Here is a 16,242-nt window from a genome sequence, read left to right as displayed (position 1 = left end):
GTTAATGAATGCATTTTTCGGTTCCGTCTTCTGGTTGCTGGTCACGCTGGGCGTACTGGTCACCTTCCATGAATTTGGCCATTACTGGGTCGCCCGGCGCTGTGGCGTCAAAGTCCTGCGCTTTTCAGTGGGCTTCGGTCGTGCGCTGTGGTCACGCAAAGGACGGGACGGCTGCGAATACCAGATAGCGGCGATTCCGCTGGGTGGCTACGTCAAAATGCTCGATGCCCGCGAGGGCGAGGTCGATCCAGCCCTGCGCGGCCAGGAGTTCACTGCCAAGCCGGTCTGGCAGCGGATCGCGATCGTTGCCGCCGGCCCGGCCTTCAATCTGCTGTTCACCGTCGTTGCGCTGTGGCTGATGTTCATGCTGGGCAAGCCGGACATCGCCCCCATCGTGACTGCGGCACCGCACAGTCTGGCAGCCGAGGCCGGCATTCAGGCCGGCGATCGGATCCAGCGGATCGACGGTGACGCGGTCAGCACCTGGAGCGATGCGCTGGACGCAATTGCCAATGCGACCCTGGGCCGCCAGCCGCTGCCGATGGTGGTCACCGATCCCCATGGCACACCGCGCTCCCTGAGCCTGCCCCTGCAGAAGTTGCCCGCAGGACAGGACGTGGGCCGCTATCTGGATACGCTGGGCCTGCGACTGGCTTCGCCGCCTGCGATCGCCGCCACGGTAGTGCCGGGCCAGCCGGCGGCGGCGGGTGGACTGCGCGTCGGGGACCTGATCCGCCAGGTCAACGGTCAGCCGGTTGCCGATTTCGAGGACTTCCGCAGCCAGGTCACTCGCCAAGCCGCCATCCAGCCCACGCTGAAGCTGCAGATCCAGCGTGGCGACCAGCAGCTGGATCTGAGCGTCACCGCCCGCAAGGAAGCCCTGCAAGGTGGTGTCGCCCGATGGCTGATCGGCATCGGTTCGCAGCCGCCGGTGATGGCGACCTTGCGCTATGGCCCGTTGAAAGCCGTCGGCGCCGCACTGACGGCAACCTGGCACAACACCCGCCAATCGTTCAATCTGATCGGCAAGATGCTCAGCGGCCAGGCGTCGCCCCGCAATCTGTCCGGCGTGATCGGCATTGCCCAGGTAGCCAACAGTTCGGCCCACATGGGCCTGGCCTGGTTCCTCAATTTTCTGGCCATGGTCTCGCTCAGTCTGGCCGTGATCAATCTTTTGCCGATTCCCGTCTTGGACGGCGGTCACTTGCTGTATTACCTTATTGAGTTGGTCAAAGGCAGTCCGGTCAGTGAACGTGTCATGCTTGCAGGTCAGTATGTCGGCCTGATGCTATTGTTCACCTTGATGGGGCTGGCGTTCTACAACGATATTCACCGCATACTGTCTTCGTGACACGACTGCGCCAGGGGATGCCGGGGACTCGGCGGACACGGCAGCGACAGCACGGGACGCCAGGGGGCGACAGGTCGAGATATCCTCGCTGCCCCCGAAGACAACGGGGAGAGACCCAGGTCTCATCCCACTTTTATTGGACCGGACGTTCGCGTCAGGTTCGGGAATCACTCAACGGAATCGACGATGAAGCGTATCGCCGCCCTGATCTTGTTTGCATCACTGTCCAGCACGGCCGTCGCGATGGAGCCATTCGTCGTTTCCGATATTCGTATTGACGGTCTCCATCGTATTTCGGCCGGAACGGTTTATACCTATCTGACCATCAACAAGGGCCAGCCGCTGACCGCCGAGGAAGCCCAGTCGGCGATCCGCGCGCTGTACCAGACCAAGATGTTCAGCGACGTCACCCTGGACCGGGATGGCAATACCCTGGTCATCAAGGTGGTCGAGCGTCCCTCGATCGCCAAGCTGAACTTGCGCGGCAATCACGACATCAAGGAAGAAGACCTGCGCAAGGGCCTGAAGTCCATCGGACTGGCCGAAGGCGAGACCTTCGACCGGCTGTCCCTGGACCGGGTGCAGCAGGAACTGATCTCGCAGTATTACAACCGCGGCAAGTACAACGTCGGGGTGATCCCGCATGTCACCAAGCTGGATCGCAATCGGGTCGCGATCGATATCGAGATCCGTGAAGGCAAGGTCGCCAAGGTCCGTGAGATCAACATCATCGGCAACCATGATTTCACCGATCGGCAGATCCGTACCGGCTTCAAGACCGATACCGCCAATCTGACCTCCTGGTATTCCAAGAACGACCAGTACTCGCGCGAGAAGCTGTCCGGCGACCTGAAGACCTTGCAGTCCTATTACATGGACCGCGGCTACGCCGACTTCGCGCTGGATTCCAGTCAGGTCACCATTTCTCCGGACCGCCGCTCGGCCTATATCGATACCAGCGTCAAGGAGGGCGAGATCTACACGGTCTCCGACATCCATCTGCTGGGTCAGCTGCGGCTGCCGGAAAAGGACATGCGCCGACTGGTGTTCCTGCACAACGGCGATCTGTTCAGTCGTCGCGCCGTCGAGGCCAGCTCGGACGCGATGAAGGCGATTCTTGCCAATATCGGCTACGCCTATGCCAAGGTCACCCCGGTGCCCAAGCTGGATCATGACAAGCGTACCGTCGACCTGACCTTCTATGTCGAACCCGGTCCGCGCGTGTATGTCCGCCGCATCGTGTTCGAAGGCAATACCCGTACCGAAGATCAGGTGCTGCGCCGCCAGTTCCGGCAGCTCGAAGGCGGTTACTACAACCAGCTGGCCATCGACCGGACCAAGGTCCGCCTGCAGCAGCTGGGCTTTTTCAAGACCGTCGACATCAACAAGGAACGGGTCAACGGCGTCGACGACGAGGTGGATCTGCACGTGAAGGTCGCCGAGCAATCCGCCGGCAGTCTGCAGTTCGGTGTGGGCTATTCGCAGTACGCCGGCATCATCATCTCGGCCTCCGTCACCCAGAACAACATCATGGGTACCGGTGACAAGTTCTCGATCAGCGCCTCGAAGAGCTATTACTACACCAATGCCAATGTCAGCTACTACAACCCGTATGTGACCGAAAGCGGTATCGGTCTGGGTTACAACCTGGCCTATTCGAAGTCCAACTACGGTGATACCTACCTGGCCAACTTCGAGACCAACATGAAGTCCTTCTCGGTGAACATGGGCATTCCCATCACCGACTGGGACGGTCTGAACTTCAGCCTGGGTCTGAGCAGCAACCGCATCAACACCTACGACGGCTACACGCCCCAGGTGCTGACCGACTATATCAACAAGATCGGCAAGAAGACCGACCACTCCTGGGACGGCACCGTCACCTGGACCCGCAACACCAAGAACAACTACTGGGCGCCCACCCACGGCGGCCAGCTGCAGGCCTCGATCACCGCGGCCCTGCCCGGCTCGACCGTGCAGTACATCAAGTTCTTCGGCGAAGCCAACCATTACTGGCCCGTCGGCGGCGGGTACGTCCTGTATCTGGATGGCCAGGTCGGCTACGGCAAGACCTATGGCAAGGACTCGAAGTACGACTTCCCGTTCTGGGAGAACTTCTATTCGGGCGGCGTCAGCGATGTCCGTGGTTTCCAGCAGAACACCCTGGGCCCGCGCTACTGCACCGGCACCACGACAGTGAATGGCAAGACCGTGCCGGTCACCCCGAATCATGACGGCTACTGTGCCAACAGCTACTACGATTACGCCCAGCCCATCGGCGGCGCCTTCAAGGTCCTGGGCTCGGCCCAGCTGTTCCTGCCCCTGCCGTTCCTGAAGGACATCAATACCGCCCGCGTAGCCTGGTTCGTGGATACCGGCAACGCCTATGCCACCGTGCAGGACTTCAATGTGAACACCCTGCGCGTGTCCACGGGTATCTCGCTGCAGTGGCAGGCGCCGATCGGACCGCTGGTGATCAGCTTTGCCGTGCCGGTTCGCGAACAGGCTTCGGACAAGCGCTACAAGGAACAGATCCAGTTCACCTTCGGCAGCCAGTTCTGATCCCCCATACCGCCAGCTAAGCCGTGCCCCGCGCTGGGCGCAGCGTGGAGCCTCGTGATGAACAAGCAGATGTATACCGCCGCCGCGATCTGCGAGCGGTTCGGTCTCCAGCTGAAGGGCGATGGCGCCGTCGAACTCGACGCCGTCGCCCCGCTGGACCGAGCAGGGCCGCGTGACCTCAGTTTTGTGGTCAACGACCGCTACGCCTCGCAACTGGCGGCTTGCACCGCCGGCGCCGTCATCGTGTCAACCGCACTGGCCGATGCCGTCAACGGCACCGCCTTGATCGCCGCCAATCCCCATGTCGCCTTCGCCAAGGTCGCCACCTTATTCGAGCGCCCCTTGAGCGCACCGGTCGGCATCCACCCCAGCGCCGTGGTCTCGCCGCTGGCCAAAGTGGCCGCCAGTGCCAGCATCGGCCCTTGCAGCGTGATCGAGGACGATGCGGTCATCGAGGACGACGTAATCATCGGTCCCAACTGCGTGGTCGGCCCCGACTGCGTGGTCGGTGCCGGCTCCCGGCTGGTCGCCCAGGTCACCTTGGTGCTGCGGGTCCGCTTGGGCAAGCGGGTCCTGATCCATCCGGGTGCCGTGCTGGGTGCCGACGGCTTCGGACTGGCTTTCGACAATGGCCACTGGATCAAGATTCCTCAGCTAGGTGGAGTGCGGCTGGGCGATGACTGCGAAGTCGGAGCCAACACCACCATCGATCGCGGTGCTCTGGAAGACACCGTGCTGGCCGATGACTGCCGGCTCGATGACCATATCCACATCGCCCACAACGTCGAGATCGGTGCCCATACGGTGATGGCCGGATTCACGGGAGTCGCCGGAAGTGCGAAAATCGGCAGCTATTGCCAGTTCGGAGCCCGGGCCGGCGTGTTCGGCCATCTGGAAATCACCGACAAAGTGACGCTGACCGGCTGCGCAGTCGCCACTGGCAATATCCGTGAGGCCGGTGTCTATACGTCAAACAACCTGCCGCTGCTGCCCAGCCGCGACTGGTTTCGCAATGCCGCACGCTTCAAGCGTCTGGATGAATTGGTGCAGCGCGTCGCCGCACTGGAGAAGGAATAAGAAACATGTCTGAGATCGACCTGCCCGTGTCCCTGCCCATCGAGGCCGAGCAAATCCTGGAGTTGCTGCCGCATCGCTACCCCTTCCTGCTGGTCGATCGCGTGACCGATCTGGTGCCCGGCGAATATCTGGTGGCCACCAAGAACGTCACCATCAACGAGCCCTTCTTCCAGGGTCACTTCCCTGGCCACCCGGTGATGCCGGGCGTGCTGATCGTCGAGGCCATGGCCCAGGCCGCCGGACTGCTGACCCGCTTCAGCCATCAGGTGCCCGCCGACCAGCGGATGGCAATGTTCTATCTGGTGAAGGTCGACAAGGCCCGCTTCAGCGCCGTGGTCGTACCCGGTGACCAGCTGCGGATCAAGGTGACCCTGAAGCGCCAGCTGCGTGGCATGGGGCTGTTTGTCGCCGAAGTGCTGGTCGATGGCAAGGAAGTCGCCAGCTGCGAAATCATGTGTGCCGCCAGGAGCGACAAATGATTCACCCTACTGCAGTCATCGATCCCTCGGCGTCCATCGGCACCGGAGTCAGTATCGGTGCCTACAGTATCATCGGTGCCGAGGTCGAAATCGGCGACGGCACCGAGATCGGCCCGCATGTGGTGATCACCGGGCCGACCCGGATCGGCCGCGACAACCGGATCTTTCAGTTCGCCTCGATCGGGGCGGAGCCGCAGGACATCAAGTTCGCCGGCGAGCGCACCGAACTGATCATCGGTGACCGCAACCTGTTCCGCGAAAACGTCACCGTCAATCGCGGTACCGGTTTCGGTGGCGGGATCACCCGGATCGGCAATGACAACTGGTTTCTGGCCTACGTGCACATCGCGCATGACTGCCAGGTCGGCAACCACACCATTTTCTCGAGCTATTCGGGGCTGGCCGGTCATGTCCGGGTCGACGACTGGGCGATTTTCTCCAGTTATGCCGGTGCGCACCAGTTCAGCCGGATCGGCACCCATGCCTTTATCGGCATGTCCTGCCTGGCCCATGCCGATGTCGCCCCCTATATGATTCTGTCCAAGGATACCGAGCAGCACGGCCGTATCCGCAGCATCAATCTCACCGGCCTGAAACGCCACGGCTTCAGTTCCGAGCGCATTGCCCTGCTCAAACGTGCCTATCGCATCCTGTTCCGCTCCGGCCTGTCGCTGGAAGAGGCAAGGGCGCAGCTGGACGCGCTGGATGCCGAAAGCCAGGACATCCGCGAGCTGCTGGATTTCATCGCCGGCAGCGAGCGTTCGCTGGTCCGCTGAGCACAAGGCGAAGACGACCATACCGCGGCTTTCGCATAGACCAAGCAGCGCCGCTCCAAGGGCCGACGGCATCACCCGGCCGGCCCGATGCCAAGAACTGACGGTGACAGGATTGCCAAGAGTCGACCATGTCTGAATCCGCTCCTTCCCCCGCCCCCGTTTTTGCCCTCATCGCCGGCGAAGCCTCGGGTGACCAGCTGGGTGGCGGCCTGATCATTGCACTGCGCCAGCGCTTTCCCGAAGCCCGCTTCGTCGGCATCGGCGGCGAACGCATGAAGGCGGCAGGACTTGAATCCTGGCATGACATGCGCGAGCTCTCGCTGTTTGGCCTGGTCGAGGTCCTGGGCCATCTGCCGCGATTGCTGCGGCTGCGCAAGGCTCTGCTGCGACGCCTGCTGCAACTGCGCCCGGATGTCGTCATCGGCATCGATGCCCCTGACTTCAACCTGGGTGTCGAACGCCATCTCAAACAGGCCGGACTGCGTACCGTTCACTATGTCAGCCCCTCGGTCTGGGCCTGGCGCGAGAACCGGGCGGCCAAACTGGGCCGCAGCGCCGACGAGATCCTGTGCCTGTTCCCGATGGAACCGGAAATCTATGCCCGCCATGGTGGCCACGGCCATTTTGTCGGTCATCCTCTGGCCTGGCAGTTCCCGATCCACGTCGATCGAGCGCCGGCACGCCAGCGCCTGGATCTGTCCAGCGAAACCCCGGTACTGGCGGTGCTGCCCGGCAGCCGCCAGTCCGAAGTGCAGTCGCTGGGGCGGATCTTCCTGCAGGCCAGTCGGCAGATCGCCGCCCAGATACCTGGCCTGGAAATCGTGATCCCCGCCGCCGACCCGGCGATCCGTCAGACACTGCAACAGCTGATCGACGCCCTGCCCGAGGACGCCCCGGCCGTACGACTGCTCGATGGCCAGGCGCATGATGCCTTGCTGGCCTCGGACGTGGTGTTGGTCGCCTCCGGTACCGCCACGCTGGAAGCCATGCTGGCCAAACGGCCGATGGTGGTCGGTTACCGGATCTCGCCACTCAGCCTGTGGCTGGCCCGTTCGCTGAAGATGATCCGCACCGAGGTCTATGCCCTGCCCAATATCCTTGCCCGTGCCTGCGGTCTTGGCGAGACCACCTTGCTGGCACCCGAACTCGTCCAGGATGACTGCACTCCCGGCAAGCTGGCGGCGGCGGTGCTGGCTCTGTTTCGTGACAGCCATCAGCGCGAAGCCATTGTCCGCGGCTTCGAGATTCTGCACGAACGTTTGCGCGGCGATGCGGAACGTTCACCCTCGGATCAGGCCGCCGAAGTGATCGCCGGCATGATCGCCCCGCCGGCACCGGCCGAAACCGGCGGAGAGACCAGCGTGACGGAACCGGCCGCTCGTGACTAGACCTTCCCGGATTGCCGGAGTCGATGAAGCCGGCCGCGGTCCCCTGGCCGGACCGTTGACCGTGGCGGCCGTGATCCTGGATCCGGCACGCCCGATTGCCGGCCTCAACGACTCCAAGAAACTGAGCGAAAAGCGGCGTGAAGCCCTGTACGAGCAGATCATCGAGCGCGCGCTGGCCTGGCGCATCGAAATCATCGAGGTCGCGGAAATCGATGCCCTGAATATCCTGCAGGCCACACTGACCGGCATGCGCCGGGCCGTGGCCGGTCTGGAGCCGGCTGCCGACGAGGCCTTGATCGACGGCAACAAGATCCCCCCGGACATGCCCTGTCCAGCGCGGGCCATCGTCGGTGGTGACGGCCTGGAACCGGCGATCGGTGCCGCCTCGATTCTGGCCAAGGTCTGCCGCGATCGCATCATGAAGGCGCTGGAGCAGGATTTTCCCGGCTATGGCTTTGCCGTGCACAAGGGCTATCCCACTGCGGCTCACCAGTTGGCCCTGCAGCATCTCGGCCCCTGCCCGCAGCATCGGCTCAGTTACGCTCCGGTCAAAAAGGCCTTGGCGACACGGCAAGTCGCCTCGCTATAGTCACAGCCAATAAAAATCATAAAATCCATCACTTGGACATATGGTCAAGCGCATGACTGAATAGGGTCATGACAGCCTTGGTCCACTATCTGCGCTACACCCTTCCCGGCATTGGGAAGGCAACGATCCCTCCGGCGGCAAAACCGCGCTGGCTGGGCCCCGGACTGCTGGTCGCCGTGGGGTTTGTCGACCCCGGCAACTGGGCCACCGATCTGCAGGCCGGTGCCCGGTATGGCTACACCCTGACCGGTGCCGTGATCCTCGCCAGCCTCATGGGCTGGCTGTTCCAGCACCTCAGCGCCAGGCTGGCACTGGCGACGGGGCGCGATCTGGCCAGTCTGATCCGCCACCAGTTCCCCGCTGCCGTGGCCGATCTTGCCTGGCTGGCCGCCGAGCTGGCGATCATCGCCACCACCATGGCCGAATTGCTGGGCAGCGCCATTGCCCTGCAATTGTTGCTGGGCCTGCCCCTGGGAACCGGGATCGGCCTGGCGGCCATGGCCGGCTGCCTGGTCCTGATCGGGTCCAGGCACCGCGCGTCCGAACAGCACGAATATGTGGTCGCCGGGCTGCTGGCCGTGGTCTCGGTCAGCTTCCTGGCTCTGCTCCATCGCGCCCATCCCTCGCCGCAAGCGGCCTGGCAGGGGCTGCTGCACAGCGGATCGGCGCTGCAGCACCCGGCCATGCTGGCGATGGTGGCCGGCCTGATCGGCGCCACCGTGATGCCGCACAATCTGTATCTGCATTCGGGCATGACCGCCAGCCGGGTACAAGCCGCACCGCCCGAGCAACGGGTGGCGCTGGCCAGCGCCACGGAAGCGGACACCTTTCGTGGCCTGAGCCTGGCGGCCCTGGTCAATCTCGCGATACTGATGCTGGCAGCGGCCACACTGAGCCGCCCCGGTCTGATCGTCGACAGCTTGGCCCACGCCCATCAAGCCATCGCCGTCAGCCTGGGCAGCGCCGCCGCACTGGTCTTTGCGCTGGCGTTGTACGCGGCCGGCCAGAGCTCGACCTTGACCGGCATGCTGGCCGGCCGACAGATACGCCGGGGCTTTGCCCGCGGCGGCGGGCTACCCGGCCCCGCCCTTTGGCTGAGCCGCGGTCTGGGCACCGCCTGCTGTCTGCTGCTGGTGCTGTTCGTGCCCGGCCTGTCTGCCGACCGCGTGCTGGTATGGACCCAGGATGTGCTGGCGCTGGTTCTGCCGTTCGCCCTGCTGCCCCTGGTGATTCTGGTCAGTCGCCGCCGACTGATGGGCCGGTTTACCCTGGGCAGACCCATGCTTGGATTGGCCATCGCGGCCACCGCCGTGATTCTTTACCTGGACGCCAGCCAGATCGCCAGCCTGATCTGAGCGTCAGGCCGCCGAAAGCCAAAGCCGGGCCGCCCACCTGGATCGGGGCCGGCGGCGGGCCGGGTCCAACCATCTCAGAATGCAAGAGACCATTGCGAGACAAGGCCTGCCACGGGCTCCGGCATTCAGCCGCAGGGCCTGAACTTGCCGCCGCGCCACGGCGGCGGTAGCCTTCCCTGTCCGACCATGTGAATCGCGATGTCCGCACGTTTTATTCCCCTGCATCTGCACAGCGAGTACTCGCTCGTTGACTCAACGATTCGTATCAAGCAACTGGTAGCGGCCTGTGCCGAGGCCGGTCTGCCGGCGGTCGCCCTGACCGACGACAGCAACATGTTTGCCCTGGTCAAGTTCTACAAGGCCTGCAGCGCCGCCGGCATCAAGCCGATCTGCGGCAGCGACCTGTGGCTGGCCGGCCATGATGAAGGCCGTCCCTGGCGGATGACCTTGCTGTGCCAGAACCGCGAGGGTTATCTGAACCTGTCGCGACTGGTCTCCCAGGTGTGGCGCGACGGCCAGACCGCCGGCCGGCCCCTGCTGGACACCCAGTGGCTGGGCACCGGTCCTGACGGTGCCAGCGCCGGCCTGATCGCCCTCTTCGGCCGCGACAGCGAGACCGCCCGGCTCGCCATGGACCAGGGGCTGGATGTCGCGCGTACGGCCTTGCAGCCGTGGCTGCAGCGGTTTCCGGACCGGCTGTATCTGGAACTGAGCCGCACCGGACATCCGCGCGAGGAGCACTGGAACAACCTGGCCTTGCAGCTGGCGACCGAGCTGGATCTGCCGGTGATTGCCAGCAATGACACCCGGTTTCTGAAACAGTCGGACTTCGATGCCCACGAAGCCCGCGTCTGCATCAACCAGGGCCGGGTCCTGGCCGACCCCAAGCGCCCTCGCGACTATACCGATCAGCAATACCTGAAAAACGCCGAGGCCATGGCGGCGTTGTTCGCCGACGTGCCCGAGGCCCTGGAGAACACGGTCGAGCTGGCCCGTCGCTGCAATCTGGAACTGTCCTTCGGCACCTATTACCTGCCGGACTTTCCGGTGCCGGAAGGTCATGACCTGGCCAGCTATATCCGCGAGATCGCCCGCGAGGGCCTCAAGGAACGACTGGCCGCCGCGCCACTGGCCGAAGGCCACAGCCTGGCCGACTACGAGGCCCGGCTGGAACGCGAGCTGGACGTCATCATCAAGATGGGCTTTCCCGGCTACTTTCTGATCGTGGCCGACTTCATCAACTGGGGCAAGCAGAACGGGATTCCGGTCGGCCCCGGCCGTGGCTCGGGTGCCGGTTCGCTGGTGGCCTGGGTACTGAAGATCACCGATCTGGACCCGCTGCAGTTCAACTTGCTGTTCGAGCGCTTCCTGAATCCAGAACGTGTGTCGATGCCCGACTTCGACATCGATTTCTGCATGGACCGCCGCGACGAGGTCATCGACTACGTTTCGCGCAAATACGGCCGGGACCATGTCAGCCAGATCATCACCTACGGCTCGATGGCGGCCAAGGCCGTGCTTCGCGACTCCGGCCGCGTGCTCGGCATGGGTTACAACGCGGTCGACCGTATCGCCAAGCTGGTGCCGCCACGACCGCTGGACCTGACCCTGTCCTGCGTGCTGGGCCGCTCGGAAAAGGCGAAGAAGGAGCCGGATCGTGTCGTCCGGGAGTTCTGCGAGCTCTACGATCAGGACGAGGAAGCCCGGGCCCTGATCGATCTGGCCCTGAGCCTGGAAAACCTGACCCGCAACGTCGGCAAGCATGCCGGCGGCGTGGTGATCGCCCCCACGCCGCTGACCGATTTCGCACCGCTTTATTGCGAGCCGGGCGGCGGCGGCGTGGTCACCCAGTACGACAAGGATGACGTCGAGGCCGTCGGTCTGGTCAAGTTCGACTTTCTGGGTCTGCGCACCCTGACCATCATCGACTGGGCGGTGAAGGCCATCAACCGCCGCCGCGAGGCGGCTGGCGAAGCCTTGCTGGACATCGAGTCGCTGCCGCTGGACGATGCCGCGACCTACGATCTGCTGAAGAGTGCCCGCACCGTGGCGGTGTTCCAGCTGGAATCCTCGGGCATGCAGCGCATGCTGAAAGATGCCCAGGCCGACCGCTTCGAGGACATCATCGCCCTGGTGGCGCTGTACCGTCCGGGTCCGATGGATCTGATTCCCAGCTTCGTGGCCCGCAAGCACGGTCGCGAGGACGTGGAATATCCCGATCCGCGCGTCGAGCCGATCCTGAAAGAGACCTACGGCATCATGGTCTATCAGGAGCAGGTGATGCAGATGGCGCAGATCGTCGGCGGCTACTCGCTGGGCGGCGCCGACCTGTTGCGCCGCGCGATGGGCAAGAAGAAAGTCGAGGAAATGGCGAAGGAACGCGCCAAGTTCCGCGAAGGTGCCGCCAAGGACGGGCTGACCGGCGAAAAAGCCGACGCCATCTTCGACTTGATGGAAAAATTCGCCGGCTACGGCTTCAACAAGTCGCACGCCGCCGCCTATGCCCTGGTCTCCTATCAGACCGCTTGGCTGAAAGCGCATTATCCGGCCGAGTTCATGGCCGCGACGATCTCCTCGGACATGGACAACACCGACAAGGCGGTGACCTTCCTGGACGAGTCGCGAGCCATCGGTCTGGAGATCCTGCCGCCGGACGTCAACCATTCGGACTTCATGTTCGTCGCCGTCGAGCCGCGGGTGATCCGCTACGGACTGGGTGCCATCAAGGGCGTCGGCGAAGGTGTCTGCGAGGCCATCGTCGCTGAGCGCCGCCAGCATGGCGCCTATACCGACCTGGGTGATTTCTGCCGCCGCATCGGCGATGCCAAGCTCAACAAGCGGGTGCTGGAGGCCTTGCTGCTGTCCGGCGCACTGGATGCGCTGGGGCCTCACCGGGCCTGCCTGATGGCACAGCTGCCCGATGCCATCCGTGCCGCCGACCAGCATCTGCGCAACCAGTTGTCAGGCCAGAACGACATGTTCGGTGCCCCGGCCGGCGCCAGCGGTCCGGCCCTGGCGCTGGAAATGCCCCAGGTGCCTGAGTGGCCACTGGAACAATTGCTCAATGGCGAGCGCGACACTCTGGGCCACTTCCTGTCCGGCCATCCCACCGACCCGTGGCGTGAGGAGCTGGCCCAGCTGGCCTCCTGTCCGCTGGGAGAGATCGTCGAACGCTATCAGCCACCTCGCCCGCGCAAGTCCGATGGCGATGAAGGCAACCGCTTCCGGCGCGGCCCCGACACGCCCTGGACCGTTGCCGGGCTGGTCACCGCCATCCGCAAGCGTGGCGACAGCGATGCCTATGTGCGGCTGGAGGATGGCAGCGGGTTGATCGAAGTCAGCTTCTTCGGCGATTTGTACCAGCAGGTCGCCCCCTTGCTGGTACGCGACCAGATGCTGGTGGTGGAAGGCGGCCTGCGGGTGGATGAATTCTCCGGCGGCGGTTTCCAGCTGCGGGCCAAGTCGGCGATGAGTCTGGACGATGCCTGTCGGCGCTATGCGCGCCTGCTGAAACTGAGCCTCAACGGAGTCAGGCCCGATTTTTCGGCCAGTCTGCAGCAGGTCCTGAACGGATTCCGCGGCGGCCGCGCCACGGTGGTTCTCAGCGGTTACCAGAACCGCCAGGCCCGCGCCGACCTGGAATTGGGCGAGGATTGGCGGGTCGAGGCCGGTCCGGCACTGCTTCGCGAGCTGAGGGCCCTGCCGGGCATCCTCAGCGCCCATGTGCGGCTGGCGCGACTGGGCTCGGATTGACCCCGGTCCGCAGGCTGTTGCGGCGACCATACGCCGGCGTGCTTATCCCCATCCGCCCAGATCGGTATACTGGCGCGCTATTGACCTGATTCCACGACGAATGAATCCCAACTTCCTCGATTTCGAAAAACCGATTGCCGACCTGGATGCCAAGATCGAAGAGCTGCGCAGCACCAGCGACGGCCAGGCATTCAACATCGACGATGAAGTCGCCCGGCTGAAGGAAAAGCTCAAGCTGAAGACGGCTGAGATCTTCCGCAACCTCAGCCCCTGGCAGGTCAGCCAGCTGTCCCGGCATCCACGCCGCCCCTATACCCTGGACTATGTCGGCATGATCTGCGACGAGTTCGTGGAACTGGCCGGCGACCGGGCCTTTGCCAATGACCAGGCCATCGTCGGCGGTCTGGCCCGCATCAAGGGCCGCCCGGTGATGGTGATCGGTCACCAGAAGGGCCGGGATACCCGTACCAAGGTCCGCCGCAATTTCGGCATGCCCCGTCCCGAGGGCTATCGCAAGGCATTGCGGTTGATGAAGATGGCCGAGCGTTTCGGACTGCCGGTGCTGACCTTTATCGACACCGCCGGCGCCTGGCCCGGCATTGATGCCGAAGAGCGCGGCCAGAGCGAGGCCATCGCCCGCAATCTGCTGGAAATGGCCGATCTGAAGGTGCCGATCATCTGCACCGTGATCGGCGAAGGCGGTTCCGGTGGCGCGCTTGCCATCGGCGTCGGCGACATCACCAATATGCTGGAATACTCCACCTATTCGGTGATCACGCCCGAAGGCTGTGCCTCGATCCTGTTCAAGAGCGCCGACCGGGCCCGCGAGGCCGCCGAACAGATGGGCATGACCGCCCCGCGCCTCAAGGAGCTGGGCCTGATCGACAAGATCATTCGCGAGCCGCTGGGCGGTGCCCACCGCAATCCGCATTCGGTGGCGATCCGGTTGAAGAACATCCTGCTCAACCAGCTCGATGCCTTGCAGCCTCTGCCTGCCGAAGCCCTGCTGGAGCGGCGCTACGAGCGGCTGCGCGGCTACGGCGCCTTCCAGGAAGGCTGATCCGGTCACTGCAAACCGGGGCCGGCCCCGGTTTTTCATAAATCGCCCGCACGGAAACTGACCGGCAGCGCAGTGCCATCTTGAGTGAACCGCGCTCCGCCTTCAGGCTGCCTCGCGCCGGGCCCGACTGTCATCTGCCGCCGCCAGACGCCGATTGGCCTCGGACAGCAACTGGCCGATTTCACTGGCCGAGGTCTTCGACTGCTGCGCCAGTCGACGGATCTCGGTCGCCAGCACCGCAAATCCGCGACCGCCATCGCCGGCATGAGCGGCCTCGATCGCCGCATTGAGCGACAACATATGGGTCTGCATCGCCACCTGCCGGATATCGTCGGCAATATGCTCGACACGCCGGGTCAAACTCACCAGATCGTCGACTGCCGTATCCTGCTCGGTCACATCCTGCGCATACATCACGATCATCCGCGGGCGAAGCTCCACGTCGTAGAGCAGGCTGAAGGCCGCCGCCAGTCTCAGCGTGCCGCCATCCTCCAGCGGCATCCCGATCCGAGCCACCACGTCACCACCGTTCAGCAAGGCCTGCCAGTCGGTCTCGGACAGCAGCGTCGGCAAGGACTCCAGTCGCAGATCACCCTGTACCTGGCCCAGCTGCTGCCGCAACAGTGGATTGGCCTGCAGGCACTCCCCGGACAATGACCACTCGGCCACCAGGCTGGTACGTCCTATCGCCTGAAGGCGCACATGGTCATCCATGGCCCGGCTTTTGCTGTCCGTGATATTGGACATGACGCCGACATACTTGATCACCAGTCCCGCACTGTCGTGGACCGGATTGATCACCATCGAGGCCCAGTACGGCGACCCGTCGCGGCGATAATTCAGGATTTCCTCATACAGAGCCTTGCCCGCGGCAAGACTTGAGCGGATCCGCGCCACGGTCACCGGATCGGTATGCGCCCCTTGCAGCACGGCTCCCGGCTTGCGCCCGATCACATCCGTGGCCGAATAGCCACTCAGACGTTCAAAACCCGTATTTACATACTCGATCAGACCTTCCGCACCGGTGATGATCACCGGACTGTCGGTCTCGTCGGCCACCATTGACAGCAGACGGACCTGCTCCCGCTGCCTGACTTCCACCGAGACATCGCGGACGAAGGCGGTATAGCCCTTGACACCGTCCACCAGCAAGGGGGAAAGGGCCAGCGAGACCCAGCAGCGACTGCCGTCGCGCCGCTCCAGCTCGACCTCGCGACTGGTCCCCACGATCTTGTTGCCACCGCCGTCGCGATGCCGATTGACATAGCCGTCATGGCGGGACTGGATCTCCATGGGTACCAGCATGCGGACATTGCGACCCAGCACCTCGTCCCTGGCATAGCCCCACAGCTTTTCCGCGGCGGCGTTGAAAAAAGTCACCGCGTTCTGGCCGTCAATCATGATCACCGCATCCAGCGCCTGCTCCAGCGCCTGCTCGATCGTGTGGCGACTGCCGCTCGACGCCGGTCCCGTCGCACGGCTCAGCACCCGCCAGCCTTTGGGGCCCTCTTCGCTGCAGTTCCAGACCAGCTCGAGGACCTGTCCGTCCCCGCGCCGCAACTGCAGACACAGACGGCCCGCCGGCACCTGGTCCGTCGACAAGGGTTCGTGCAAGCAATCGGCCAGCCGCTGCCCCTCCAGATCCCGGGCCTGACAGTCCCACAGTCCGGCAGCCGCGCCATTGCAAAAGCGGATCCGCCCCCGCGAATCCACGACCACTCTGGCCTCGGCCGTTTCCGCTCCCAACCGGGCGGCGTCATGATCACGACCTTCCATGCCCAGTTTGCCGCAAGCCCACGCCAGGCCGCGTCGAAGCCACTGCTGATCTGCCATTGCCCGCTCTCCATCACCA

At 64.0% G+C, this 16,242-nt stretch carries 11 protein-coding genes; 10 read left to right on the top strand and 1 reads right to left on the bottom strand.

The genetic code is table 11. The annotated features are described in order from the left end of the window. The first annotated feature begins 4 nt into the window (after positions 1–4). The 10 genes from rseP (at position 5) to FRAAU_RS03485 (ending at position 14,390) form a co-directional block, all read left to right on the top strand. On the top strand, positions 5–1,351 hold the full coding sequence (rseP, locus tag FRAAU_RS03530) for an RIP metalloprotease RseP (protein ID WP_014402195.1): 1,347 nt from the start codon (positions 5–7) through the stop codon (positions 1,349–1,351). A 186-nt stretch (positions 1,352–1,537) separates the two neighbouring features. After that, complete coding sequence (gene bamA, locus FRAAU_RS03525) at positions 1,538–3,913, top strand: outer membrane protein assembly factor BamA (RefSeq protein WP_014402194.1); 2,376 nt, start codon at positions 1,538–1,540, stop codon at positions 3,911–3,913. 57 nt (positions 3,914–3,970) lie between these two features. Next, positions 3,971–4,990 (top strand): UDP-3-O-(3-hydroxymyristoyl)glucosamine N-acyltransferase, encoded by a 1,020-nt coding sequence (gene lpxD / locus FRAAU_RS03520; protein ID WP_014402193.1) that lies wholly within the window; start codon positions 3,971–3,973, stop codon positions 4,988–4,990. A 5-nt stretch (positions 4,991–4,995) separates the two neighbouring features. Next, positions 4,996–5,469, top strand: a complete 474-nt coding sequence (gene fabZ / locus FRAAU_RS03515; RefSeq protein ID WP_014402192.1) for a 3-hydroxyacyl-ACP dehydratase FabZ — start codon at positions 4,996–4,998, stop codon at positions 5,467–5,469. Continuing rightward, entirely contained in the window at positions 5,466–6,245 is a 780-nt protein-coding gene (gene lpxA, locus FRAAU_RS03510; RefSeq protein WP_014402191.1) for an acyl-ACP--UDP-N-acetylglucosamine O-acyltransferase, read from the top strand. Before fabZ ends, lpxA begins: the two co-directional genes overlap by 4 nt. 128 nt (positions 6,246–6,373) lie before the next feature. After that, entirely contained in the window at positions 6,374–7,633 is a 1,260-nt protein-coding gene (gene lpxB / locus FRAAU_RS03505; RefSeq protein ID WP_014402190.1) for a lipid-A-disaccharide synthase, read from the top strand. Beyond that, positions 7,626–8,222: a ribonuclease HII gene (gene rnhB, locus FRAAU_RS03500; protein ID WP_014402189.1), complete on the top strand. Its 597-nt coding sequence runs from the start codon at positions 7,626–7,628 to the stop codon at positions 8,220–8,222. The genes lpxB and rnhB overlap by 8 nt, the downstream gene beginning before the upstream one ends. 68 nt (positions 8,223–8,290) lie before the next feature. Then, entirely contained in the window at positions 8,291–9,577 is a 1,287-nt protein-coding gene (locus tag FRAAU_RS03495) for an Nramp family divalent metal transporter (RefSeq protein ID WP_014402188.1), read from the top strand. A 198-nt stretch (positions 9,578–9,775) separates the two neighbouring features. Beyond that, the gene (dnaE, locus tag FRAAU_RS03490) at positions 9,776–13,330 is read left to right on the top strand and encodes a DNA polymerase III subunit alpha (RefSeq protein ID WP_014402187.1); all 3,555 of its coding nucleotides are present in this window, start codon (positions 9,776–9,778) and stop codon (positions 13,328–13,330) included. A gap of 100 nt (positions 13,331–13,430) precedes the next feature. Continuing rightward, positions 13,431–14,390 carry an acetyl-CoA carboxylase carboxyltransferase subunit alpha gene (locus FRAAU_RS03485; protein WP_014402186.1) on the top strand — a complete coding sequence of 320 codons (960 nt, stop codon included), beginning with the start codon at positions 13,431–13,433 and terminating at the stop codon, positions 14,388–14,390. A gap of 102 nt (positions 14,391–14,492) precedes the next feature. Here the strand turns inward: FRAAU_RS03485 and FRAAU_RS17635 are convergent, their stop codons facing one another. After that, complete coding sequence (locus tag FRAAU_RS17635) at positions 14,493–16,223, bottom strand: PAS domain S-box protein (protein ID WP_014402185.1); 1,731 nt, start codon at positions 16,221–16,223, stop codon at positions 14,493–14,495. Between the last annotated feature and the right edge of the window lie 19 nt (positions 16,224–16,242).

Source organism: Frateuria aurantia DSM 6220 (assembly GCF_000242255.2).
Classification (GTDB): Bacteria; Pseudomonadota; Gammaproteobacteria; order Xanthomonadales; family Rhodanobacteraceae; genus Frateuria; species Frateuria aurantia.
This window is presented reverse-complemented; position numbering and strand designations above follow the sequence as displayed.